The organism is Undibacterium sp. FW305-107, from assembly GCF_058788535.1.
The window spans coordinates 192,580-217,966 of the sequence record NZ_JBYTAV010000011.1 but is presented as its reverse complement, the minus strand read 5'-3'; the positions used below and the strand labels follow the sequence as shown (position 1 = coordinate 217,966).

The 25,387-nt window shown below is 51.0% G+C and carries 23 protein-coding genes; 11 read left to right on the top strand and 12 right to left on the bottom strand.

The features are described 5' to 3' along the window. Nucleotides 1-192: 192 nt before the first annotated feature. Nucleotides 193-1,083, bottom strand: coding sequence for a LysR family transcriptional regulator (locus AC3WQT_RS23695; protein ID WP_492707676.1), 891 nt, complete (start codon nucleotides 1,081-1,083; stop codon nucleotides 193-195). A gap of 88 nt (nucleotides 1,084-1,171) precedes the next feature. On the opposite strand from AC3WQT_RS23695, the gene AC3WQT_RS23690 reads away from it, so the two are divergent. After that, nucleotides 1,172-1,918 carry a haloacid dehalogenase type II gene (locus AC3WQT_RS23690; protein WP_492707674.1) on the top strand — a complete coding sequence of 249 codons (747 nt, stop codon included), beginning with the start codon at nucleotides 1,172-1,174 and terminating at the stop codon, nucleotides 1,916-1,918. A gap of 269 nt (nucleotides 1,919-2,187) precedes the next feature. Continuing rightward, a complete protein-coding gene (locus tag AC3WQT_RS23685) occupies nucleotides 2,188-5,172 on the top strand; it encodes a bifunctional diguanylate cyclase/phosphodiesterase (RefSeq protein WP_492707672.1) in 2,985 nt (994 codons plus the stop codon). Here AC3WQT_RS23685 and AC3WQT_RS23680 read toward each other — a convergent pair. After that, nucleotides 5,155-6,048 carry a Dyp-type peroxidase gene (locus AC3WQT_RS23680; RefSeq protein WP_492707670.1) on the bottom strand — a complete coding sequence of 298 codons (894 nt, stop codon included), beginning with the start codon at nucleotides 6,046-6,048 and terminating at the stop codon, nucleotides 5,155-5,157. The genes AC3WQT_RS23685 and AC3WQT_RS23680 overlap by 18 nt on opposite strands. A gap of 191 nt (nucleotides 6,049-6,239) precedes the next feature. On the opposite strand from AC3WQT_RS23680, the gene alaC reads away from it, so the two are divergent. Continuing rightward, the gene (alaC, locus tag AC3WQT_RS23675; protein WP_492707669.1) at nucleotides 6,240-7,499 is read left to right on the top strand and encodes an alanine transaminase; all 1,260 of its coding nucleotides are present in this window, start codon (nucleotides 6,240-6,242) and stop codon (nucleotides 7,497-7,499) included. Nucleotides 7,500-7,519: 20 nt separating this feature from the next. Continuing rightward, nucleotides 7,520-8,098: a hypothetical protein gene (locus tag AC3WQT_RS23670; RefSeq protein WP_492707667.1), complete on the top strand. Its 579-nt coding sequence runs from the start codon at nucleotides 7,520-7,522 to the stop codon at nucleotides 8,096-8,098. 22 nt (nucleotides 8,099-8,120) lie between these two features. On the opposite strand, the gene AC3WQT_RS23665 is transcribed toward AC3WQT_RS23670, so the two are convergent. Both AC3WQT_RS23665 and AC3WQT_RS23660 read right to left on the bottom strand, forming a co-directional pair. Beyond that, entirely contained in the window at nucleotides 8,121-8,921 is an 801-nt protein-coding gene (locus AC3WQT_RS23665; protein ID WP_492707665.1) for a hypothetical protein, read from the bottom strand. A gap of 173 nt (nucleotides 8,922-9,094) precedes the next feature. Continuing rightward, a complete protein-coding gene (locus AC3WQT_RS23660) occupies nucleotides 9,095-10,261 on the bottom strand; it encodes a mandelate racemase/muconate lactonizing enzyme family protein (protein WP_492707663.1) in 1,167 nt (388 codons plus the stop codon). Between the two features lie 104 nt (nucleotides 10,262-10,365). Between AC3WQT_RS23660 and AC3WQT_RS23655 the strand changes: the two genes are divergently transcribed. Continuing rightward, nucleotides 10,366-11,256: a LysR family transcriptional regulator gene (locus tag AC3WQT_RS23655; RefSeq protein ID WP_492707661.1), complete on the top strand. Its 891-nt coding sequence runs from the start codon at nucleotides 10,366-10,368 to the stop codon at nucleotides 11,254-11,256. Between the two features lie 32 nt (nucleotides 11,257-11,288). Here AC3WQT_RS23655 and AC3WQT_RS23650 read toward each other — a convergent pair whose 3' ends face one another. Further along, on the bottom strand, nucleotides 11,289-12,026 hold the full coding sequence (locus AC3WQT_RS23650) for a siderophore-interacting protein (protein ID WP_492707659.1): 738 nt from the start codon (nucleotides 12,024-12,026) through the stop codon (nucleotides 11,289-11,291). Nucleotides 12,027-12,064: 38 nt separating this feature from the next. On the opposite strand from AC3WQT_RS23650, the gene AC3WQT_RS23645 reads away from it, so the two are divergent. Together AC3WQT_RS23645 and hisC are read left to right on the top strand one after the other, a co-directional pair. Continuing rightward, on the top strand, nucleotides 12,065-12,535 hold the full coding sequence (locus AC3WQT_RS23645; RefSeq protein WP_492707658.1) for a MarR family winged helix-turn-helix transcriptional regulator: 471 nt from the start codon (nucleotides 12,065-12,067) through the stop codon (nucleotides 12,533-12,535). Between the two features lie 33 nt (nucleotides 12,536-12,568). After that, nucleotides 12,569-13,633, top strand: coding sequence for a histidinol-phosphate transaminase (gene hisC, locus AC3WQT_RS23640; protein WP_492707656.1), 1,065 nt, complete (start codon nucleotides 12,569-12,571; stop codon nucleotides 13,631-13,633). Between the two features lie 7 nt (nucleotides 13,634-13,640). Here the strand turns inward: hisC and AC3WQT_RS23635 are convergent, their stop codons facing one another. Both AC3WQT_RS23635 and AC3WQT_RS23630 read right to left on the bottom strand, forming a co-directional pair. Next, complete coding sequence (locus AC3WQT_RS23635) at nucleotides 13,641-14,135, bottom strand: hypothetical protein (protein ID WP_492707654.1); 495 nt, start codon at nucleotides 14,133-14,135, stop codon at nucleotides 13,641-13,643. Between the two features lie 36 nt (nucleotides 14,136-14,171). After that, complete coding sequence (locus AC3WQT_RS23630) at nucleotides 14,172-14,657, bottom strand: asparaginase domain-containing protein (RefSeq protein WP_110254445.1); 486 nt, start codon at nucleotides 14,655-14,657, stop codon at nucleotides 14,172-14,174. A gap of 139 nt (nucleotides 14,658-14,796) precedes the next feature. Here AC3WQT_RS23630 and AC3WQT_RS23625 point away from each other — a divergent pair, with 139 nt between their 5' ends. Further along, on the top strand, nucleotides 14,797-15,573 hold the full coding sequence (locus tag AC3WQT_RS23625) for an L-asparaginase (RefSeq protein WP_492707652.1): 777 nt from the start codon (nucleotides 14,797-14,799) through the stop codon (nucleotides 15,571-15,573). A 39-nt stretch (nucleotides 15,574-15,612) separates the two neighbouring features. Here the strand turns inward: AC3WQT_RS23625 and AC3WQT_RS23620 are convergent, their stop codons facing one another. The 4 genes from AC3WQT_RS23620 to AC3WQT_RS23605 form a co-directional block, all read right to left on the bottom strand. Then, entirely contained in the window at nucleotides 15,613-16,053 is a 441-nt protein-coding gene (locus AC3WQT_RS23620; protein WP_492707650.1) for a GNAT family N-acetyltransferase, read from the bottom strand. 23 nt (nucleotides 16,054-16,076) lie between these two features. After that, nucleotides 16,077-16,592 carry a TlpA family protein disulfide reductase gene (locus AC3WQT_RS23615; protein ID WP_492707648.1) on the bottom strand — a complete coding sequence of 172 codons (516 nt, stop codon included), beginning with the start codon at nucleotides 16,590-16,592 and terminating at the stop codon, nucleotides 16,077-16,079. A gap of 649 nt (nucleotides 16,593-17,241) precedes the next feature. After that, on the bottom strand, nucleotides 17,242-17,835 hold the full coding sequence (locus AC3WQT_RS23610) for a YdcF family protein (RefSeq protein WP_492707646.1): 594 nt from the start codon (nucleotides 17,833-17,835) through the stop codon (nucleotides 17,242-17,244). A 75-nt stretch (nucleotides 17,836-17,910) separates the two neighbouring features. Further along, a complete protein-coding gene (locus AC3WQT_RS23605) occupies nucleotides 17,911-19,842 on the bottom strand; it encodes a putative bifunctional diguanylate cyclase/phosphodiesterase (protein WP_492707644.1) in 1,932 nt (643 codons plus the stop codon). Nucleotides 19,843-20,365: 523 nt separating this feature from the next. Here AC3WQT_RS23605 and AC3WQT_RS23600 point away from each other — a divergent pair. From AC3WQT_RS23600 to AC3WQT_RS23590, 3 genes are all read left to right on the top strand, one after another. Then, complete coding sequence (locus AC3WQT_RS23600; RefSeq protein WP_492707643.1) at nucleotides 20,366-21,016, top strand: InlB B-repeat-containing protein; 651 nt, start codon at nucleotides 20,366-20,368, stop codon at nucleotides 21,014-21,016. Nucleotides 21,017-21,129: 113 nt separating this feature from the next. Further along, nucleotides 21,130-22,827: a right-handed parallel beta-helix repeat-containing protein gene (locus AC3WQT_RS23595; RefSeq protein WP_492707641.1), complete on the top strand. Its 1,698-nt coding sequence runs from the start codon at nucleotides 21,130-21,132 to the stop codon at nucleotides 22,825-22,827. A gap of 472 nt (nucleotides 22,828-23,299) precedes the next feature. Then, entirely contained in the window at nucleotides 23,300-24,046 is a 747-nt protein-coding gene (locus AC3WQT_RS23590; protein ID WP_492707639.1) for a helix-turn-helix domain-containing protein, read from the top strand. Between the two features lie 21 nt (nucleotides 24,047-24,067). On the opposite strand, the gene AC3WQT_RS23585 is transcribed toward AC3WQT_RS23590, so the two are convergent. Beyond that, complete coding sequence (locus AC3WQT_RS23585) at nucleotides 24,068-25,327, bottom strand: hypothetical protein (RefSeq protein WP_492707638.1); 1,260 nt, start codon at nucleotides 25,325-25,327, stop codon at nucleotides 24,068-24,070. Nucleotides 25,328-25,387: the final 60 nt, after the last annotated feature.

Sequence of the window (25,387 nt, the reverse complement as noted above, 5' to 3'; positions counted from 1 at the left end):
GCATGTAAAAAATTCGTAAAGACTTAAACGGGGGGCGTAAACAAGATGTAAAAATTCGGAAGGATTTGTACTTTTAGGGAGCAGCACTGCAAGAGTGCTGATGTATGGATTTGAAGATGTGGATTCAATTTCTCACTTTCACTCTTCATGTATCTAGAGTGACAACATGTCATGGAAACAGCGTAAGATCAGTTACATTTTCAAACAATCCAGCTTGTCAAGTGCTTCAGTTGCGAGGTCAAGGAAAGCCCGTGTTCGCTTGGGCATATGCTTGCGACTGGTATATACCAGGTTCACTGGATGGGAATTAGATTCGAACTCCTGGAGAACGCGAACGAGTTTACCTGTTTTAATTTCATCGATGACTTGATAAGAAAGGGGTCTCGCCAGCCCGATACCTGCAATGGCTGCATCAATCATCGTCTCCGCCTGGTTGACAATGAAACGGCTATGCATATTGGCTTTCGTTTCTTTCAGATTCCAGGCTTGCACGTCCCCGTTAATTGATAACATGATGAGTGCATGTCCGGAAAGCGCTGCCGGGGTGGTCGGTAATCCATGATGTTTCAGGTAGTCAGGGCTGGCAACGACAACACGACGAACCTCTCCAACGCGGCGTGCGGTTAAGCTTGAGTCATTCAGTGTACCGATACGCAAGGCGATATCAATCTTACGATCTACCATATCAATTTGCTTATTCGACAACTCCAATTCGATGTCTACTAGCGGATACATGGCAAGATAGCGTGTAACAATAGGCGCGATATGACGGCGTCCAAACATCATTGGAGCAGATATGCGCAACAAGCCTGTTGGTCTGACAGCATCACTCATCACATCGTGGAGTGATTCGTTGTAATCAACAAGCAAACGACGACCATTGTCAGCGAACCGGCGGCCAGCTTCAGTAGCCGTTAAGCTGCGCGTAGTACGTTCAATCAGGCGCACGCCAAGGCGTTTTTCCATCTCATTCAGAATATAGGTCACTGCGGCAGGCGATCGTCCTGTATGACGCGCAGCAGCTGCCATAGTCCCTTCGTCCAGAATCGCGATCAATAACGCAAGTTCATCAAGTCTGTCCATAATTCTAAAAATCTGAATAGTGAATCAAAAATTCAGTAAATAGTATAGCAAACATGAATAATCTACACTGTGTCGTTTAAGGGAGGTAATGATGAACCGACGTACATTTGTAGGTGTGACGATCGCCGGTGCGGCAAGCAATGTCACCCCAGCATGGGCGAGTAGCCGACGCATCAAGGCAGTGGCATTCGACGGTCTCGCTCTATTCGATCCGCGTCCTATCTTTTCGCTCGCGGAAACTCTTTTCCCAGGCCGGGGCGCGCAACTGGTGTCCGTATGGCGTTCGCGACAATTTGAATATACCTGGTTGCGCACAATGACCAGCAGTTATGTAGATTTCCTGAAGGTGACTGAAGACGCATTGGTTTTTGCCGCAGCCGCAGAAAAGCTCGAACTCAGCAATGAAAAATGTGCACAACTACTCAGCGGATTCCTGAACATGAAATCTTGGCCCGACGTGGTGCCAGTGCTGAAGAATTTGAAAAAACAGGGTCTGGGTCTCGCCCCGCTGACCAACTTCTCGGTGCCTATGCTGGAAGCTGGAATCAAGAACTCTGGTCTTGAGGGCGTATTTGATCATTTACTATCGACTGACAGAGTCAAAGTATATAAACCGGACCCACGCTCCTATCAGATGGCAACGGACGCATTCGGCCTGGCTCGAGACGAGATTGCTTTTGTGGCGTTTGGTAGTTGGGACGCGGCAGGGGCAAAAACCTATGGTTTTCCAACAATCTGGATTAATCGCATGGCTGTGCCTGCAGAACAATTAGGGGTCACGCCTGACGCAACTGCATCAACTTTCGAGGCGCTACCAGCTTTTGTTGGTATCTGACCCGGCTATTTTTTTCGATACGCGAGATAGAGATGTGAATGACGCGATTCAGTTCGTGCATTCACATTTGGCTTGCTTTTCGACAAAAAATTGTATTGTTTCACTTAGCATGAAACCAAGATTGCAACCCTCCGAATTAAAAATGCAGACTAGATGTTAATGGTTCTTTTGTCAGCCTGCCCCCCAAGAAAAAACTGACTTATCAAAAGTTAACCAATACTTCCCAGCCTTTGCCGCATAATTGCTCAAGTTCATACAAGTCAGCAGCCATGTACAAGCCCGAGCAATTTGCCCACTCCAGAAGTTTCCTGAGGGAAATGCGTGCGGGGCATTTTCTGTTAATTATGCTGGCTTACTTTGGTGCGGGACGCATAGGCCTGTCCATCCCCTATGTCAATCCCAGCGTCAGCCTGATCTGGTTGCCAACCGGTATCGCCATCACCGGTATGCTGCGCTATGGCAAACTGGCGGGTATGGCCGTATTTCTTGCGGCCTGGTTACTGGAAATGTCGGCGGGTTTCAGCGTACTCGTCGCTGGCAGTCTGGCGATCGGCAATACACTGGGGCCTTTACTGAGTAAATGGCTATTGCGCAAACAGGGTTTCAGGCGTGATTTTTCCAGACGGCGCGATGTTATCGGCTTTGGTCTGGCTGTCATGCTGGGCATGTGCATCTCGGCGACTGGCGGCACGCTGACGCTATGGTTGCATGGCTTGAATACTGACCTGGCAGCAGTCTGGCTGACCTGGTGGGCAGGTGATACTGTAGGCGCCTTGCTGGCTGCTCCCTTGCTGCTGTCTTTCTCGTTGAAGACTATGTCTAACCTGGCGAGGCGACGCAAGGAGATCCTTGGTTTCCTCGTATTGTTTGCACTCGCCAACTGGCTGATTTTTGCTTCACCTTACAGTCACCTGCACCTGACCTTCATCATGGTCGGCATCATGATCTGGGCAGCCATGCGCTTTGGCATTACCGGCGCATCCTGCGCGGTGCTGACAACATCCTTGTTCTCGGCCTGGGCCACATCCCACAGCATGGGGCCGTTTTATGACGGTGGCCAGGCGAACCTGCTGATACTCTGGGCCTATATGACGACCATGGTGCTGATCACCCTGATCATCACAGCCCTGCAGTCGGAAAGTATAGATGCCACCAGGCAGATACAGGAAGCTTACCAGCGCATCAACAAAGTCGCTTCGCGCCTGCCCGGCCTGGTCATGCAATACCGCATACGGCCCGACCACAGCGCTTCTATCCCTTTTGCCAGTGACGCCATCGTGCAGATGTTTGAAGTCACGCATGATGAAGTCAAGGATGATGCCCTGCATTTGTTTGCCCGCATAGACCCGCGCGATATAGAAAACGGTACTGAACTGATACGTGCAGCGATGCGCAATCTGTCGCCGTGGCAAAGTGAATTCCGCATGCATCGCAAGGATGGCACGGTGCGCTGGTTGTATCTGGATGGCTTGCCTGAGCCCGAGCCAGGTGGTTCCATGTTGTGGCATTGTTTTATTACCGACATCACCGAGCGCAAACAGGCAGAACAGGATTTGCGCATCGCTGCCTGTACCTTTGAATCACAGGAAGGCATCTTCGTGACTGACGCCGACTGGGTCATGCTGAGGCTGAACCAGGCTTTCACCCGCATCACCGGTTATGCCGCAGAAGACTTGATAGGCAAGCGCCCGCCTCTGCACAAAACCAAACAGCAGGACAGGGATTTTTTTGAACATATCAACATCTCGCTGACAGAACACCGTTTCTGGCATGGTGAGCTGTGGAGCCGTCGCAAGAATGGTGAGATTTATCCACAGATGATTACCCTGACCGCCATCACCGACAACCATGGCGAAGTCAGCAATTACATAGGTTCTTTCACCGATATCAGCCGTCACAAAGGTTATGAAGCCGAGATACGCAATCTGGCTTTCTACGATTCACTGACGCAGCTACCAAATCGCCGTTTGCTGATGGACAGGTTGCAGCATCTGATTTCCATCAGCAACCGCAATGAAACCCATAGCGCCATCCTGTTTATTGACCTCGATAATTTCAAGACTCTCAACGACACACGAGGTCATGATGCCGGTGACTTGCTGTTGATAGAAACCGCCAGCCGCCTGCAAACCTGCGTGCGCGACAGTGACACCGTGGCGCGCCTTGGTGGCGACGAATTTGTCGTGGTGCTCGAAGAACTGAGCATAGAAAAAGAAGATGCCCTGCGCCAGGCAGACCGCATCGCAGAGAAAATACGCCAGTTGCTGAGCCAGCCTTATATGATTACTGACTTTGAACATCATGGCTCTAGCAGCATAGGTGTCTGTCTGTTCCAGGGTGGTGATATCACGGTCAAGGACTTGTTCAAGCGCGCCGACACCGCCATGTATGAAGCCAAAACGGCGGGCCGCAATGCCGTGCGCTTTTTTGACCCAGCGATGCAGGCCATTCTCGTAGTGCGCATGTTGCTGGAATCGAATTTACGGGTGGCACTGGCGAATAATCAATTCCAGTTGTATTACCAGGTGCAGGTCAATTCCGAAGGCAAGCTCATCGGTGCTGAAGCCCTGCTACGCTGGATACACCCTGACCGTGGTTTCATTTCACCAGCAGACTTCATCCCGCTGGCAGAAGAAACCGGCCTGATTATCCCCATAGGTTTATGGGTATTGGAAACTGCCTGCGCCCAGATCAAACAATGGGAAAGCAGCAAAGAAACCCGTCACCTGACGCTGGCAGTCAACGTCAGCGCCAAGCAATTCCAGCAAGTCGATTTTGTTGAAACCCTCAGTGAAATCATCCACAGACACAAAATCGATGCGACCCGCCTGAAGATAGAATTGACCGAAAGTACGGTGCTCGATAATGTCGATGCCACGACTGAGAAAATGCATGAACTGAAAAAGCTGGGTATCGCTTTTTCCATGGATGATTTTGGTACTGGCTATTCTTCACTGGCTTACTTGCAGCGCCTGCCACTGAACCAGTTAAAGATAGACCAGTCTTTTGTGCGCGACTTAAGTCACGATGAAAATGATGCGACCATTGTCCGCGCCATTATTTCCCTCGGGGTTAACCTGGGCTTGAATGTGATTGCCGAAGGAGTGGAAACCAGCGCGCAGCGCGCATTTTTGATTGCGCATAATTGCTATGCCTTCCAGGGTTATTACTTCTCAAAACCCTTGCCGCTGGAAGGCTTTCTGGCGCTCTTGAAACCGCCCGAGGAAGCGCCGGAATCAGACCAGATTCAATAAACGCAGATCAAGCTTGCCATCCTGCATGGGCGGACACCAGAAATAACTGCCGGTCTGTGGTTGAGTGAACTGGAACAAGGCATCCACAATGCCATCTTCAGCACCTGACATGCGTTTCAATTGCACTTCAAACGGGTAGAAGGAATTGGCAAAGGCGACGAAGTACAGACCTGCCTTGTCCAGTGCAGACCATGGCATGGAACGCCTGAGCATGAAGGCTTCAGGAGTGAAATCTTCTTGCGCTGTACGCTTGACGTGGGCTGATTCTGGCGCATCTTCGAGTTCTTCATTATCGCTGCGACGACGGCCCACGGCATTGTCCTGGTCTACGGTAGACATGGCATCAAAGCGATCAAATTTGTGCGCCCATTGCTGGATGGCGACAAAGCTCGAACCTGTCAGGCCAGGCATGTCACCGGCAATAAAAGCCGCAGCGATGGCAGCCTCATCATGCGGATTTTCGGTGCCATCTTCATAACCGCTGAGGTCACGGCCTTCCTTGTATTTGAAAGCATCAACCTGCTGCTGTACTTCAAATGCCGGTGCCAGCACAGGCAGGAGTTGATGCAATTGGCGCACCAGGTCGCCACGTTCATGCTGGCGCAACCAGCACCACAATGCTGCCGGTGTTGCAGGCAGGCGCATGCGGCTACCTTCTATGCCATGGAATTCTTTCATGCCTGCGATCTCGCTGCCCAGTAACTGCAAGAGGCTGGCACCTAAACCGATGACCAGACTCTGACCATCTGTCTTGTCTGCAAGAGCGCGTACTACTTTCTTGACCGTTGCTACATCAGTACCGGTTTTGATATTCAAACTGAGATAAACGGCATGGGCAGGAACTGCCTGCAGTATGCCTTCCTGGAATAAGTTCATGTACTGCTCCACTTTTTAAAATTGATTGAATAGCGACAAATTTGTTTTGGCAAGCATAACGCATCTTGCTGAAATCCAGATTGCTCGCTACAATCAAACGCGAGGCAAATCGCTTCAACGTCGTTCGGACGGTTCCGGGCGCCCGTTCTTGCAGTCTGTATGGACTACAAGGGCTACGTACAATTCAGATCATGACAAATACAACTACTCCGCCGGGCCGGGGTTCTGCTGTTGAAGGCACACCTGTAGCTGCGCCTGCAACAAAGTTCTCCTTCGCTCGTATCAACCGCCTGCCCCCTTACGTATTCAATATCACTGCCGAGCTAAAGATGGCTGCGCGCCGTCGTGGCGAAGACATCATCGATATGTCCATGGGTAATCCTGATGGCGCAACCCCTGCGCACATTGTTGAGAAACTGGTCGAAGTTGCCCAGCGTCCTGACACCCACGGTTATTCTGCCTCCAAGGGCATCCCCCGTTTGCGCCGCGCGATTGCGCACTGGTACAAGAGCCGTTACGAAGTCGAAATCAATCCTGATAGCGAAGCCATCGTCACCATAGGCTCGAAAGAAGGCCTGGCGCATCTGATGCTGGCAACGCTGGACAAGGGTGACACCGTGCTGGTGCCCAACCCCAGCTATCCCATCCACATCTATGGCGCAGTGATTGCCGGTGCCGATATACGCTCCATCCGCATGAGCCCTGGCGTGGATTTTTTTGCCGAGCTCGAAAGAGCGATACGCGAGACTTATCCCAAGCCGAAGATGATGATCTTTGGTTTTCCATCCAACCCCACCGCGCAATGTGTGGAGCTGGAATTTTTCGAGCGCGTCGTCAAGCTGGCCAAGGAACATAATATTCTGGTGGTACATGACCTGGCCTATGCCGATATCACTTATGACGGCTGGAAAGCACCATCCATCATGCAGGTGCCCGGTGCACGTGACGTTGCGGTCGAGTTTTTCACGATGTCCAAGAGTTATAACATGGCGGGCTGGCGCATAGGTTTCATGGTTGGTAACAAGGAACTGGTAGCAGCGCTGGCACGTATCAAGAGTTACCATGACTATGGCAGCTTTACACCTGTGCAGGTGGCTGCGATTGCGGCACTGGAAGGTGACCAGAGCTGTGTCAACGAGATCCGTGACCAGTACCAGCGTCGTCGTGATGTGCTCGTCAAAGGCTTGCATGAACTGGGCTGGATGGTGGAAAAACCCAAGGCTTCGATGTATATCTGGGCGCATATCCCCGAACATTATCGTCATCTCGGTTCACTGGAATTTGCCAAGCAGATGCTGGAAAAAGCCAAACTCTGCGTTTCACCCGGTATAGGCTTTGGTGAATATGGCGATGAATACGTGCGCTTTGCCTTAATTGAAAATGAGTCGCGCATACGCCAGGCTCTGCGTGGTTTGAAAACCATGTTCAAGGATGATGGGGTAACAAAATAAGCACGATCACTATTGCTGTCTTGCGTGACTTGCTGTCACCCTGGGGAGAATTGCGCCCGCAGGCAGCAAGTGACTGGCAGGGTGAAATAGCCCTGCCTGCGGTTCTTACCAGCTTCTATGAACAGATAGGCCCCTGGGGTGAAATAGTCCATGAAAAAGTCGGACCTACTGGCTTATCACTGAGTGCGGGCGGTAATCCTGTTGATATACCTGTGCTTAAAAACCTCTGGTCCAGACAGGCTTGCTATCGCTGGCATGGCAATACCGGCCAGCGTTTGCCCGAGTGGCAAGATCACTGGCTGGTGGTAGCGACGGAAGGCAGTAATCCCTTCATGCTCGACACGATATCGGGGCAAGTCTATTTTGCCCTGGCTGGTGGCAAGCCTGACTTCCAGTTATTTGCACCAGACTTGCTGACAGCCTTTGCCGCCATCGCCTGCGTTGCGAATAGCATGCATGAGCTGGATGAACAGGCTTTTGATGACACTTATGAATTGACAGCCGCTGCGCGTGCGCAAGTCACTCGGGATCTGGATGAATTGCTGGCTGGCAGCGCAGACGCCAGTCAGATGCTGGCAGCCTGGCGCTGGTATTGCTGAGTCATTTGATGACCACAGGGTATCAGCGCAAACCCCAATACTGCTCCACCATTTTATAGCCCAAGGGATCATAATTTTTCAAGCCAGTCTTGTCATAAGGATGGTAGTCAGCACCGACAAAATACATTGCGCTCAATTCGGCAAAGTACTCACGCTCATTGGTGAGTGCATAAGCACTGGCCAGCGTCTTGCCTTTATAGGTTTCCACATTCTTATACAAACTGGCACGTTTTGCCGCTTCCCAGATATCGGTGATTTCCGGGTGTTTGGCTGGCCAGTCGCGCAAATGCCAGGTATGACTTATCTCATGGGTCAGGGCTTTTTTAGTCCACAGCTCATCCAATGACATCAGATTTGTTGCACTGTAAATGATAACGGCATCTTTCCAGGCAGGATCGTACAAAGGCAATCTGAGAGGATCAACCCGCTTTACGGCACGCATGCCTGATTTCTCTCCTCCCTTGGGAGATTTCTCGCCCCACATCAGGTAAAAATTGAGCGACCTGACATGCTGGTGTGATGCTGCGGGCAACTTGCCCAGAATCTCAGTCAGTGCTTGTTGTAATTTGTTGCTTGCAGCAGTGGTGAGTTTGGGATCAGCCGCGGCCATATCCTGTTCGACCAGTATCTTCCAGTCGCCAGCGATGGTTTGGTAGCTGCGGCGGGGCGAGCTAAAATTTGCCTTGCCCGAGGTGGCAGAATCATGTCCATGAAATTTTTGCGCCTGCCCATCGCATTTCGCCGCGCTGTCGGTGTAGATGGTTTTGCCATTTTCATCCTTGCAGCTGAGGATGTCGCCTGCGAAAACAGAAGCCGGGAGCAAGGACAACGCTAATAAAGAGAGTAATCGCCTGCTTCCTGCGGGTGAAAAAAGCTTGGATTTGTACATGCTGAAACCAATTAAAATGCGGTGCGCCACTATACAGCAACAGAACCCTGTCTTTAAATTTGTGTCGCCCGCCTCAAACCCACTACTCAAAATCTATCCACGATCCATTAATCAGCCAGTTTGCGCATCTCCGCATACAAATCTGCCTTGCCTTCAAAACCTATGCCCGGTAATTCTGGCAGCATGATGTAACCATCGACAACCTTCACCCCATCCGGGAAGCCACCATAGGGCTGGAACAGGTCGGGATAAGATTCATTGCCACCCAGGCCCAGACCAGCGGCAATATTCAGCGACATCTGGTGGCCGCCGTGAGGGATGCAGCGTTTGGCTGACCAGCCGTGTTCGCGCAACATATCCAGTGTACGCAGGTATTCGACGAGACCATAGCTGAGAGCGCAATCGAACTGCAGCCAGTCGCGGTCAGCGCGCATACCGCCGTAGCGTATGAGGTTACGGGCATCCTGCATAGAGAACAGGTCTTCTCCAGTCGCCATGGGGTTAGGATAATAATTGCGCAATGTCGCCTGCAATTCAAAGTCCAGCGGGTCACCCGGTTCTTCATACCAGAACAAGTCGTATTGCGAGAGTGCCTTGGCATATTTGATGGCAGTGTCGAGGTCAAAGCGGCCATTTGCATCGACCGCCAGCTTTTGCCCGTCACCAAGCACACTGAGTATGGAATCAATGCGGCGCAAATCTTCATCGAGAGAGGCACCGCCTATCTTTTTCTTGACCACAGTATAGCCACGGTCAATATAGCTGCGCATTTCATCCTTGAGTTTGTCGTGGTTCTGACCGGGGTAGTAATAGCCACCTGCAGCGTAGACAAAGATATTGCGGTCTGGCGTGCCATTGCCATAGCGTTCTGCCAGCAACTGGAATAGCGGCTTGCCCTCTATCTTGGCGACTGCATCCCAGACTGCCATGTCGATAGTGCCGATAGCCACTGAACGTTCACCATGACCACCGGGTTTTTCATTGGTGAACATGCAGTTCCAGATCTTGTGCGGGTCGAGATTGTCGCCTGTGTCATTGATGAGGCTTTCTGGTTCAGCTTCCAGCATGCGCGGGATGAAACGTTCGCGCATGAGCTTGCCTTGTCCATAGCGGCCATTGGAATTGAAACCGTAACCGATGACGCGCTTGCCATCTCTGATCACATCCGTCACGACAGCCACCAGGCTCAGCGTCATCTTGCTGAAATCAATATAGGCATTACGTATGGGTGAACTGATGGGAACGGTTTGTTCGCGGATTTCTACGATTTTCATTTGGCTTTGTCCTGACAGGTGTAAAAGGGAATCTACATGGTCAAAGCTTACTCTTCATTTTGAGAGATATAATTCACTCATATTGAAACCATTATTTACTTCAAGTGAATATTGATATTGCTCCTGAACTGACTTTTTTCGTGCTGCTGGCCAAGCTGGGCAGTTTGTCGGCTACCGCACGCGAATTGGGTGTCACCCCGCCCGCGGTGACCAAGCGCCTGATGCTGATGGAACAACGCCTGGGCGTGCGCCTGGTTAACCGCACCACACGCCGCCTCAGCCTGACCAGTGAAGGTGAGTCCTATCTGGTGCAAGCCAGACAAATACTGGACAGTATCCGCGACATGGAAGAGTCGGTATCCAGTAGCCGCGGCATACCCAAGGGTTTGCTGAGGGTAAATGCCACGCCAGGCTTTGGCCGCACCCACATCGCGCCGCTGGTGTCACGCTTTGCCCATTTGCATGCAGAAGTGGAAGTGCAATTGCAACTGACGGACCGTCCCATAGACTTGGTGGAAGCAGCCTATGACTTGGCGATACGCTTTGGTGAATTGCCGGATTCACGCCTGGGTGCCCGCAAGCTCATGAGCAACCGGCGTTTTTTATGCGCCTCACCCGCCTATCTGAAACAGGCCGGGCATCCGCAGACGCCTGCCGAGCTGCATCGTCACCGCTGCATCCTGCACAGGCAAAATGATGACGTGTATGGCACCTGGCGGCTGGAAAAAGGACGCAAGGTGGAACTGGTCAAGGTACGTGGCGCGGTATCGAGCAATGATGGCGATGTGGTGCTGAACTGGGCACTGGATGGCCACGGCATACTGGTGCGCTCGGAATGGGATTTGAATAAATACCTGGAAAGTGGCAGGCTGCAGATCGTCTTGCCTGCCTACACACTGCCAGCGGCCGACCTGTATGTCTACTATCTGAGCCGCCGCCAGCAGCCTGCCAAGGTCAGGGCGTTTATTGATTTTTTGGTAGGCGAATTCAAATGACAATCCGGCTGCAGCCGGATTTCATCCTTAACTTAGCTTTCCAGGTTCTCATGATGCGCTATCAAGCCACGCTTCCAGTAAGCCGCCACCCGCATGGCAGCTCCAGCATGGCCTTTTTCTTCTGCCAGTATGCGGCGTGTTGCAGCCATGGTCGCAGCTTCACCGGCACACCAGGCATAGCCATCACCCGCAGGCAAAGGCAGGGCGCGCAGGGTATCCAGAAACTCTGGTGCGCTGTCTACCCAGACGATGCTGATATCTGCCGCGCTGCTTAATTCACGGCGTTCTGCTGGTGGCACCTGCAGGATAACGATGGCACGTACCCCGGCTGGTAGTTCTTCCAGGCGCCGGGATATCGCTGGCAAGGCTGTTTCGTCACCTGCCAGCAAATGCCATTCATAATCGACAGGGATGACTAAAGAGCCACGCGGCCCGGCGACAGTGACGGCATGGCCAACATTGGCCTGGCTGGCCCAGGCGGCAGCGGGGCCATCACCGTGTATGGAAAATTCCAGCACCAGTTCGCCTTTGGCGGCATCGTAATGCCTGGGCGTGTAATCACGCATGACAACATTGTCGCTGTCGGCACCCAGTATCAGTTTAAGGTGATCATCAAAGGATGCACTGATAAAACCCGGCAGATCAGCGCCACTGAGAGTGATGCGGCGGAAGTGTGGGGTCGGGCTTTCAACACGGACAACTTGCAGATTACGGCGTTTGATTTCATGGCGTATGCGTTGTACGCGGCTGGTTTCAGAGGCTATACTCATTTATTCACCCATCAAATTAGTTGACAATATCTACTATAATGCGCAAAACAAATGACAATGTCAACCATTCTCAAGAAAATAATGAGGATGGGGTGCTGGACCTTATCCATACGGTCATGCATCAATACCGTTCCATGCAATACCAGGCCCTGCGCGATGGCCCGCATGACATCACCCATATGGAGGGCAAGGTATTGAGCTATTTTGGCCATTACCCCGGCTCTACCCAGAGCGACCTGGCCAAGCACAGTGGCCGCGACAAGGCGCAACTGGCGAGGCTTATCAAGGGCTTGCGCGACCAGGGCTTGCTTGATGCGGTTGCCGATGAAGCAGACAAACGCAATGTCAGGCTGACGCTGACTACGGATGGGCAAAGCGTATTGACGACATTGCGCCAGCAAGCCAAGCGTCTGAATACCCTGGCATTGAAAGATATGGCGAGTAGTGAACAGCAAGAGTTATTACAACTCTTGCAAAGAGTTCAAGTTAATCTGAACACCGGATCTTAAAGATTTTTTTCGTTAAAGCAGAATTGTCAGATCATGAGTAAATACTGGAGTGAAGTTGTCCACAAGCTGAGTCCTTATACCCCTGGTGAGCAACCAAAGATAGCCAAGCTCATCAAGCTCAATACCAATGAAAACCCTTACCCGCCTTCACCCCGTGTGCTGGCGGCGATACAGCAAGCCACCAATGCTGATTTGCGTCTTTACCCTGATCCAGGCTCAGATCATTTGCGTAGCGTGATCGCCAATTATCATGGCTTGCAGGCGGACCAGGTTTTTGTCGGCAACAGCTCAGATGAAGTACTGGCACATGTGTTCCAGGCTTTGCTCAAACATCAGCGGCCTTTGCTCTTCCCTGACATCAGCTACAGCTTTTATCCTGTGTATTGTGGCCTGTATGAAATAGCCTACAGCAGCGTGCCACTGGATGCAGAATTTCAACTGAATGTGGACGATTATCTGCAAGAAAACGGCGGGATTATTTTTGCCAATCCTAACGCCCCAACTGGCTGCGTCGTGCCGCTGGAAAAAATCGAATTCCTGCTGCAACACAATCACGATACGGTAGTCGTCATTGATGAAGCTTATGTGGATTTTGGTGGCGAGACAGCGATTGCACTCATCAATCGTTACCCCAATCTGCTGGTCGTGCATACACTGTCAAAATCACGTTCACTGGCTGGTTTGCGCATAGGTTTTGCTGCTGGCCATGCAGATTTGATTACGGGTTTGAACCGTGTCAAAAACAGTTTCAATGCCTATCCTCTGGACAGGCTGGCGGTGGCGGGTGCGATTGCCGCATTTGAAGACCAGGATTATTTTTTGCAGACTTGTCAGGCAGTGATGGCAACGCGGGAAAGGCTGGCAACAGCTATGCGGAGCCTGGGTTTTGAAGTCTTGCCATCGGCTACGAATTTCATCTTCGCCCGCCATTCCGGTTTTACTGCTGAAAAAATCGCCCTGGATTTACGTCAGTCCGGCATTGTCGTTCGTCATTTCAAACTGCCGCGTATCAGTGAATTTTTACGCATTTCCATAGGCACTGATGATGAAAGTACTGCCCTGCTTGCTGCCTTAAAGCTATTGGTAACACAAGACTGAAAAATGCCTACTCTGGCCACAGGGACAAAACCAGTTCCTCGATATTATGAGGGTCATTGATTTTCTTTTTGGCCTCTGCCCAGTCGGCAGGGGCGGGCACGGCTTTTTTGGTATGTACAGCCGTGTCTATCGCCATCTTCATGCCGAACACCAGGATGCCGCTTTCTACATTCACAGGCGGCACTTTTTTTACGATTTCATAAATCTGGTTATCGTAATATTCATGCACGGCGGGTGCCATGTCCAGCCAGCAGGTGACTTCACCATCTGAACGAACTGCCACCACCAGATAACCCGCACTCTCTGCCATTTTGACTTTTTTCAAAGCTTTGTATATCTGTGTTTGCAAGACCCGTGTATAGCGACCAAAGGTATCGACATTGATGCCTTTTTTTTCAAGCTCGGCTTGCGACTGGAAAAAATAGACGGAATCGAAACGCGTTTCTGCTGCCTGCGTCAGGGTGGAAAAACACAGCAATAATGTCGCCAGCAGCAGTTTCATCGTGGTCTCAATTAGTCTCAATGATCTTACCGGGTTTTACTTATTAACAAATACACCAGCTTCACGGTTCTTTTGTACATCATTCCAGGGGAAGACCTTGCCATTCATGGCGACGTGCACACCGGCTGGCAAGAGTTGCGCAGCACTGCAGGCAAAGCCCAGATTGAAGAAGGCATCGGAATTGGCGATTTCGTAAGGGATCATGGCGCCGGTAAACACAATGGTCTTGCCCAAATTGGCAGCACCCAACACTTCTGCCGTTTCACGCATGGTGTCGGTACCATGGATGATGACAATCGCCTTTTCTGCCGATTGCTGGCAAGCCTGCAAGACGGTATTGCGGTGGCTGTCATTCATGTCGAGCGAATCCACCAGCATGCAAACTTCCAGCTCTACTGGTATCGTCAGACGTGCACGTTTCAGCACTTCGGGCAGGTGGCTGTCAGCAAAGCTGAGCTTGCCGGCCAGTTCATCATAATGTTTATCAAAAGTGCCACCAGTGGCGATGATGCGCAATGTCATGGTCTAGTCTCTGTAGATGAAGAATTTGAAAAATTTTTTTAGATTAGACACATTGTAACGCGCATAGGGGGCCAGTGAAAACTGCTACACTAAGCTGTTGCATTTCATCGCATACAGCGTATTGATACACCAGAGATATATGAAACCGATTGCCCCCGGAACCGTTATTTTTCACCGCCATCGTGGCTATGGCGTGCTGACTGCCGTCAACTTGCTAAGTGGCTGGGTGGCAGCGCGTTTTGGCGATGAAAAACGTACCCTGGATTTGAACTTGTCCACAGATGAGGTCCAGCATGCCGATGGTGAACCAATACTGTTTCGTCGCGCACCGCCAGAACGCATGCCGCATGCGCGTCTGATGGCCATGGTCAGGGACCTGCATGCTGCCGGTTATCAAAAACTCTATCTGTATAGCTGGCCCAAGGCCTCTGGCCTGCACTGGCGCTGGCAGTTATTCACAGGCCCGCGCAACTGGATGCAAAGACCCTGGCGTGAAGGCTGGTACGGTTCAGGTGCTGATTACAATTTCAACCCCGTCATGGGCTGGGGCGATGCACCTGGTGCCAGCACGGCAGAATTGATAGAGGCGCTGGCCCGCTTTGATCCCGCTGGTCTGGCCAATGCACTGGGCCAGGATGAAGATCACACCGCCTGGTTTGCCACAGTTTGTGATGCCTTGCTGCCCAATTACGCCTATAGCCTGGGGGCAGATACACCAGAGCTGCCTTTACCACTGCACTTGCCCGTGATCGCTGTGCGCCAGCGCCTGCCAGACTGGCAAGGTGAAGGTTTGACCTACCCACCCGGCTGGGAAAAAACCTGGAGCTCCGACAGCCTGCAGCGCCACCAGCAACAGCGCGCCGTGGTCAGGCATGATGTCATCCCCACAAGCTGGAGTTTGCCGCTGGAATTTTGAGTTTGTATGTGAATTTGAATTTCAACTCAGGCGATAAGCTCAGCTTATTTTTCTGGAAAGATGGTGGCAACTCAGGTCGAAACCATTATTCAGATACAGCCTGTGCGCATCATGCCTTTGATAGCCAGTATCAAGATGTAACTCACTGCAATTCAAGATCTTTGCCTGATGCTTTACCCAGTCCATCAGCGCTGACCCCAAACCTGCGTTTTTCTTTTGTGGGTGGGTGATCAAATCATCAAGATAGAGTATCCTGCCCCAGGCCAGGTAGTGCTGCACGCGATAACCGGCGGCAGCGACCACCTTTCCATCCAGATAGATGCAGGCGATAGTATAGCCTTCAGCTACCTGAACCTGTACCCGGCTGATGAATTCAGCCTCATCCAGGTGAGGGCGCAAGTAGCTGAATACGGCGAAGCACTGACGTATGTTTTCTACCTGGCTGGTATCAACTATGCTCACTTCGTATTTCACGTCCATGCCGTTACCTCTCTAGCCAAGAATCAGGAACCCAGCGATTCCCACAGATTATCCCAGTCATTCGGCTGGAAACTGCCTTCGCGCTTCAAGACCAGCTGGCCTTTAGGGTTGATCACAAAATGCGTGGGCTGACTGATAATAGTCCCAAAATTATCCTTGTACCCTGGCGTATTGCGCCAGATGATAGGAAAGCGCTGCTCCGCAGGCACGGCCAGATTGATCAGTTGTACATAAGAATCAAAGTCTTTCTTGTCTGCATCAATATTAATCGCCAGCAAGACAAAATTGCGTTTCATATTACCAACATAAAACTCACGCATGAGCTTCAAGTCACGCGCACAGAGATTGCAACCCGCCGTAAAAAAACTCACCAGCAAGGTCTTGCCTGCATAGTCACTGATAGCGAGCTTCTTGCCATTCAGCTCAGCCCCTTGAAAACTCATCTGCTGAGTATCTTTATTTGCCTGTGCCGACGCAGAGAAACTGGCCACAGCCAACATGGCCGCAGTAACGACACTGAGTAATTTTGTTTTGTTCACGATGAAGACTTTCTATAAAGATATGTGCTTATGCATGAATCATACGACAGATATAAATTAGTCGTAGCCTTAGACCATAGGCTTACAGGATTTTATTTTAAGACACGTAATGTGACATTCAAGTTTCCAAAGTGACTGGCTCTAATAAGCTAATCGAGCAGAAATGTGGATAGATGCTGAGCTGGGGGTCTTGCTGTTGCTTTTGACTTTCTGCAGTTCCGATGTGTCGATGCCTTTGATGTAAGACAGAAAATGGAAAAAGAAAGGCCGATGTCTGAGCGTAGCGAGTTTTCGGACTTTCCCATTTTTTGACTTGCAGCAAAGGGAACCCCCTTTAGGGGGCAGCGACGCCTCGGTCGCCTTCTTTTGCGTTCTTTTCTTGGCGAGACAAGAAAAGAATGTAGCTGCCGGGCTACCCCCGGCCTGTAATCTTAAAATACGTGCGCAAGTATTTTAAAAACAGATATTTAAAACAATACCAATCTGAAATTAATTCCACCAGAAGTTTTCCAAGAACGCCGCTGAAGTATCAGCGCGGTTACCTCCTGCAAAAAGCACGCAGAAATGTCGTTTTTAAAATTAAATGGAAATCAAAAGCAAGGGGCGTGAAACTAAATTACCGCATCCTGTTTAGCTCAACATAGCAAGCTCACTCCACCTGCGGATTACTAAACGTATACTCAAAATACGCCACCACCTCACGTGCCAGTGAATAGGCATCCCGCACTTCATAATGCGTAGAATGCACATGTCCCACAGGCGTCACGCCATACTTCTTCATCGCCAGTTGAAAACGCGCTATATGAAAAAACTGGCTGGCCAGCATGCTGGTTTTCCAGTTTTTCTCTCGCATCAGGGCTGCCGCAGCTTTTGCCGTGGCAAAAGTAGTGACGCCCTGATTATCGGTATAGACAGCCGCGTCTGGCACGCCATGGTCGACCAGGTATTTTTTCATGACGGCAGCTTCATCATGACCTTCTTCACCAATGCCGCCACTGACCAGGATGGCTTTGCACTGTTGCGTGGCATACAGACGCAATGCCGCATTCAGGCGACCACGCAGACGCTCGGATGGCTTGCCATCAGCATTAACAGTATTGCCCGGCACGACCACCACATCCGCTGCCACCACCTGATCCCGCAAACCCAGAGTAGAAATGGCAGCTGCCATGAACATAAGGCAGATCAACAGACCCAGGCTGAATTGTTTGATTTTCTTTTGCAGTGAATAAGGCATGGGCATGGGGATAGGAATAGCAAGTAATGGGGACGAACCCGCATGCTAAGCCTTTTCACAGGGGATTGCAAAAAGAAGCTCTCAGGCCGACAACACTGCCCTGCGATTAATTTGCCATGAGCGCGCCCATTGGTTAAACACATCGGCAGGCATGGGCTTGCAATAATAATAGCCCTGGGCTATGTCGCAGCCCATTTCTTTCAGCTGTTGTTCGGTTTTGGCGTTTTCTATGCCCTCGGCCACTACCTTGAGGTTCAGATTATGCGCCAGTTGTATCGTCGACTGCACAATGGCGCGGCTGCTGGCATCTGTTGCCATGCTGCGCATGAAACTCTGGTCTATCTTGAGCTCATCGATCTTCAGGTTTTTGAGGTAAGACAAGGAAGAGTAACCGGTACCATAGTCATCGATGGACTGGCGGAAGCCCAGCTTGTGCAGGCTCAAAATGGTTTGCAGTGCAGTTTCTGGCGAATCGGCAAAACTGGCCTCGGTCAGTTCCAGCACTACGTATTCGGCGGGCAGATTGAATTCCTTGAGCAAGCTGCGCAAATCATCGACGAGCTGGTTATCCAGTATTGACCGCGAGGACAGGTTGATGGAGACGAACAGGTCCAGTCCTTCGGCACGCCATCTGGCGAGCTGGCCAAAGGCTTCACGCATAACCCATAGTGTAAAGGGTTTGATGAGACCGGATTTTTCTGCAATGGGGATGAATTCTGACGGTGCTATCGGGCCGGATACAGGGTCTATCCAACGGGCTAAAGCTTCTGCACCGATGACAGCGCCACTCTGCAAATCAATCAGGCCCTGGTAATGCAGGCTGAGCCCGCCTTTTTGCAGGGCCTCATGCAATTGTGCGAAAAGCAGTTGCTGCCTGCTGAATTGTTGCTCAAGTCTTTCATCATAAAAAGCCAGTGCCTGGTTGGCAAACTGCGCCTGCAGCATGGCTTGCGCCGCCTTTCGCAACAGGGTTTCGGCATCACCTGCATGGCCAGGGAAGCTGGCGACGCCTATGGTATGGTCTATGTGAATTGCGTAATCGTTGATTTTGTATTCGAGACGGAAGGCCAGCACGTCTTTGATGATTTCAGTTGCGCTGATATCTTCAGAATGCTTGCGGTAGATGCAGACGAATTCATCACGCCTGATGCGGGCGAATATACCGCGAGAACCGACCGTGGCCGTCATGGTGGCGGCAATATTGCGTATCAGTTTATCGCTGGCATCCGTGCCTATGATGTTGGCCGTCTCAAACATCTTTTTCAGGCGTATGTGTGCCACCAGCAGGGTATGTCCGCGTTCCTGGGCTGCGCTGATTTCCCTGCCCAGAATATCCAGCAAGCGCAGGCGGTTGGGTAAGCCGGTGACGCCATCCTGATAAGCAGCCTGTTCCAGCTTGGCCATATAGTCGCGGGTCTTGGCCTGTACCCCTTGTTCGCTGACATACAGTTTTTCTTCCAGCTGGCTGCGGCTGAAATTATAGGCCAGTGCAATGCCGGAATAAAACAGCAGCGCTGCACTGGCTTGCAGCACAAATTTTTCATCATAGTTATAAGCGAAAGGAAAAATGCTGCTGCCCGCCAGCATGCTCAATACCATGGCCAGCAGCCACACCAGGCTCCATTGCGCCCCCTGGCGCTGCCCCTTGAGCCACAATGCCAGGAAGGGAAAAGCATAAATCCACAAGATGCCACTACCCGCAATGCCACCCAGCAAACCCAGCGTCACACTGGCCAGCAGGGCAAACAGCAAGAGCAGGGATTCGGCCATGGCCAGCAATTTTTCCTGACTGGACAGGAAAAAAGCCGTTCCCAGCATGAGCAGGGCTGTGGCAGCAACGATCATGCCGGGAAGTGGATAGCCGGACTGCAAATAATTTGCCAGTGCCAGCAACAATGCACATGGCAAAGCTACATAAATAAGTTGCCTGACATGGGGTTTGCGCTGATTGGCGCTGAGCTCATGCCGGGCCAGCATGCCTAGCACGCCCTTTACTATTCCAGAATGTGGCATCAATAGTCTCATCGCAAGGCTCTCCCAACATCAATTGACATGGACGCAGCTTCAGTTTCGTAGAGGCAATAGCCAGTTTCAGGAATTATTGGTCGGCAGTAATCATGAAGAAATATCCCAAATGATAAAAATCGATCACTCGCGAGTGTTAGCCCCTGTGCGCTGGCCCTGACGCTAGAGTTTAGTGCATTTTTTACAAAATTAAAGTATTTGCAATGTTAATTTTGAAATATTTTGCTGGATGTTGGAAAACTGTCAAAACTAGCTGTGTCCACACTCGTCATCCCGGGTTCCATGCAGCACATCCAGTCTGGGTCATTTGCTTGTAAATGATTTTCAGCTTCCTTCACAAGCTGGCTTGCGCAATTCATAACGAAAAGGAACGAAAGTGCCATATACGCAATAAATCAAAGGCAGTACGCTTGCCGCTCTGATAAGTCTGCAAATGTCTGCTGTACCTGAATTTGCAGGCGTCAGCCGAATGATTCAATTTTCATCTACCTGTACATGAAAAGGATAGCCAATGAATTTCCCTTTACGACTTCCCCTTCTTACCCTGGCAAGCATTTTTCTTGTGGCCACTGGTGTACTGCCTGCCAGCCCAGTCCAGGCGCAAAACAACAGCTTCAGCCTGAGCATCAGCCTGACCGGAACTGGCCGTGTCAGCGCTGAACCGACCGGCATACGCTGCGACAATACCTGCGTCAGTAATTTTAGTGCCGGTACCAATGTGACCCTGACCGCCATCCCTGCCAATAAATACATGACTCTGGGCAGCTGGGGTGGCGCCTGCTCAGGCAGTAACCCGACTTGCGTAGTCACCATGAATGCAGCGAAAAGTGTCACGGCCAGCTTCAAGTACTTACCTGTACAACCAATCGGCCAAACCGGCGCACCGGTCACCGTCAAGTGGAAAGCGCCATTGACCAGGGCGGATGGCACTTTATTGGGCGGGCTGACGGGGCTGACAGGCTACAAGGTGTATGGCAGCAAGACTCAATACGACCTGGCACCTGCTTTACTGACAACAGTACAAAACCCGCAGGCATTGTCGACATCCATCAACGGACTGGCGATCGGCACCTGGTATTTCTGGGCTTCAGCCACGACAGCAGATGCGGAAAGTGAGCTGCAATACCTGAACCAGGCGGTCGTGCAGGCTGCCACTCCGTAAATTGAACGCTGCTGCTTGACATCACATCCGGCCACCCGTGGCCACCAATCAAATTCGCGTCCATGCGTAATCACGCGGAGCGAATGATTAACAACAAATTCGAAAGACCATTCATGAAGACGATATTTGCGTATGGATTGCTGGTTCTTGCCTCGGCTTCGGCTCAGGCAACGGACTATTATTTCTCTGACTGCCAGGCGGGCGCGGATGCCATGTGCGTGCCCGGCAATGATGCCAATCCCGGCACCTCGCCATCGGCCCCCAAGCGCAGTCTGGCTGCTGCCAATGCCCTATTGGATAAAGTATCTGCGGGCGATCAGATACTGCTTGCAAAGAATGGCTCGTGGACATCAGTCACCTCGGCATTCTGGACTGGCAATAACAGAGGCACGGCAACAAATCACATTGTCATCGCCGATTATGCGCCAACAGGCTATAGCGGTTCTGCCAAACCCCTGATTACCTTGACAGGGAAACAGGCAAGTTGCCTGGTTATTACCAACGGTGGCGCAATACCCGTGCACAAGGAGGGTTTTACATTCAAGAACATCAAATGTGTTGGAGTGGGGATGAATGGTATCGCTGACGCTACCGGTATCAATACTTATAACGACGTTAGCGATGTGCTGCTGGAAAACCTCGACATTAGCGGTTTTACCCTGGGTGTCTATCCATCAGATGGCCGTGTCCTTGGTGTCGTGACCAAGAACCTGACACTGCGTAATTCCTACATCCATGACAACAGCACTCAAGGTTTCCTCGGCGGTGGCCCCAATTTGCTGATAGAAGGAAATACCTTCGACAACAATGGCTTTATCGCGACGACAGGTGTTCCCCTGTCACGTAATCATAATATTTACCTTACGGCACAGAACTTTACTGGTGCAGTAATACGCGGCAACAAGCTGACTCGATCTGCCATGTGCACACCAGGTACTGGCTATGCTTGCGGCGCCTACGGTCAATGCCAGGGTGCGCCTTTGATTATTCATGGAACCGCCAATGATCTTGTCATCGAAAATAATATCGTGGATGAATCGAGCGGCGCGACCGATGGTTGCTACGGCATTCAGGTCGCACCTGGATATCCCACTATCACGGAAGCTTTCCCTGGTGCGATTGTGCGCGGTAACCGTGTAGTGAATGTCGGCGCAACGGCGATTGACATTGGCTCGTGCCCGAATTGCGTGATTGAAGATAATGTAATTGCCTGGACTAATTCACCCAAAGCGACCGTGGTCGGTATCACCGCACCTTCTGGTAATGTCAGGGCCGAGGATGCCGTCGATACTAATCTGACCGTACGTAATAACTCGATTTATATCAGTGGTGCAGACGCCTACAGCAGGGCCATACAAATGACATCGACGGGATCTGGCCACAATGTAGTCAATAACCTGATCTTTTATGCTGCAGATACCAGTGCCAGTGCCAAGTGTTTCGTTACGACTGGCCTGGATATTTCTAAATTCAATACCTTTGATAACAACCTCTGCTATAGCGACAGAAGTGATCACCTGGTACGCTACAGCCAGGCATATGCCACGCTCACCGGGAATACCGGCGCACAAGCCGCTGGATTCGATGTGCACGGCAAGAACGTCCATCCACTGATTTCAGTGCCATCACCTGGTAACGGATATTCCATGGCCCTGTCCTCTCCGAATAGTCCCGCAGCCAGCGGCGGGCATCCAGCATTGTCGAAGCGGCTTGGCTACCGTGGTGCATTTGCCCCGAACTCGCCACTGTTCATCGGAGCGTATCCGTCCAGGCCAATAGCTATTGCACCATCTTCACCCACGCCGAACTAGAGCCTGATCCATCGCCAGCCTGCCATGACCATCCAGACGGTTAGTCATGGCAAGTTGGCAGGATGTATCTCTTTTCAGCGCTTGTTGAATCGGAGGCTGCTGCATAATTAGCCTGGCATTGTTGTGCCTCATTGACCAGGGCACCAGGTTATCTTGATTTTGCAAGAGCCTCTTAGCACATCACCGAAGCAACTTATAGTTGTTGTTATCCAGGCACTCAGTCCCAGAATTTATTGTAACCATTTGAATCAGAGAAAATGTCACAAAGAAACTGCATGCTAAAAAGCATGCACAGCATGGATTGTGGCTTGATGCTTTTTTCTCTGGAAGCAAACAGATTGTTAGAGTTCCTACAGGATTTAGCCATCATTTGGCACTCTGAAAAACACCCGATTCCATCTTCCGGCACGTCATTGACAGTGCAATGTCCTTGCAGATAATCTGACCAGTCTCAGATGATGGGGGGAAGAATTTGATTGATCAATTGCTGTCAGAAGCTGCATCCGTTATTACTGTCGACGGTTTTAAACAATGGCTGCGCAAGTCAATTCATCCTCTTTATCCGCATGCAGCCATTTACTGTGGTTATGGGCGTGTACACGCCGGTGGTGTGGGGCTTGATTACGTCATTACCGATAATTTCCCGGTTGCCCATCTCGACAACATACGCAATAAAGCCGGTGGCATGGATTCGCCGATTTTGCGGCGCTGGATCGCGACGCAAGAACCGCAATTCTTTTCAGTCAACAATCCATGGGGAGATATCCCACCGCTTTGGTTCGAACACTTCCGCAACACCGGCTTCAACAATCTCGCCTCGCATGGTGTGTTTGATGCTGAACGCTGCGTCGGTACCTATTACAGTTTCTTTGGTGTTGATGATCATTTCGATCAACAGAAGGCCGCGCTGCTCAGACAATTATGTCCGCTTGTTCACGAAGTGATGTGCAAGGTCATCGAGCACTTCAATGATTTCAGCCAGTTTGAAAGCAAACTCAATACGCTGACCAGACGCGAATCTGAAATTGCACGGCATGTCGGTCAGGGCAAGACCAACCGTGAAATTTCCGAGCTGCTTTGTCTCAGTGAAATCACGATCAAACATCACCTGATGAAAATATTTGCCAAACTGGACGTAGGCACACGCGCCCAACTGGCCGGTTTGCTGGCCGCCTACCATGCAAGGTCACGGCCAGACTGCGAGTTCAAGTTATTGTAGCCTTGTGCCAGAAAATGATCATCAGCCTGGTGGCGGTGTATGCTTTACCTGTGGACATTGGAAAGGCGCAGCAGCATTTGCTACCGGTACAGTGCGGTATTGATTAAAGAAATTGGTAAACCCGCGATAGCCATTCCATGGACCTGACGGATCATCGTAGGTGATGGCAACCCCATAGCAAGCCTGTATGCGGGCACCTGCACCAGCCTTGTCATATGCCAGATTCATCGCCACACCGAAGTTGGCATCGTGCTCATCAAACCAGGTATTCCAGATGTTGTCTGCATCATGCCATTTCAACTTCTTCCAGCAATACTGACTGGACCAGTCGGTAGAGCAATAATTCTGCAAGCTCACTGTGCTGATACTCACTGGCGCTTCATCGTACATCAGCACCATGGGTGGAATCGATGATGAATTTACTACAGCGCCCAGTGAACAGCCTGCCTTGTAGCCTGGCGGTTGCGGGAATTTTGGATCCGCTTCAAAGACTGCATAGGAAGAGGGCAGTACAAAAGTATTTTCTACCGTACTACGGTCATAACAAGTCTGCGCCTGGTAATCCCAGATGGCACTGGCCTTGGATGATACTGAACGCCATGGTCGCTGCGCGTCACTGCCAGCCGCATTGTCTTTAATACCCCACAGCATATTCAATGAACCACGTGACTGGCCAACCAAAAAGAGATTGTCGGGATCAATATGCAACTGCTCTGCGTTGTAACGCATGAATTGTATGCCGTCACGAATGTCGGTGTTACCGGGGGCTGGATTGAATTTGGCATCATAAGATGCAATCGGATGCCTGAATTCCAGTGAGATTACGGTGTAGCCAGCATTCAGTGCCTGCACCAGTACGCTCTGGAACAAGGTCGAAGTTGCATACGGGTTGTCACTCGGTGTACTGCTTTCCTTGAACATGAATTTTTCTGTCTGCCCATTCGGATGAGTGAAGATAATGACGGGCCGTTTTGTACCCACAGGATCAGTCGCCGGGTCAACCGGGCTATAGACGGATGCGCGTTGGGTCAGGTAGGCCGCAGAACCCGGCTCCCACCATACTGCCTTGTCGGCATAACAAAAATTATCGCTCTCCCAGAAGGTAATTTGCCCGGACTGATTCTGGTAGTTGATGTAGGCAATAGTGTGGCTTTTGGCGACTGGCAGTTTGTTTGTACAGTCAGGTGAGGGTAGCGCAAGGCTTTGCGCATAACTGTTACCCACAAAAAGCAACAGGAATGAAAATACGATTTGCACGGCTGCTTTGAAAAAAGACTTCATGAAATGCTCCCTGGTGTTTGCTACTTGTTGAGCTGGATAGAATCGTCATTCGTGGACTAT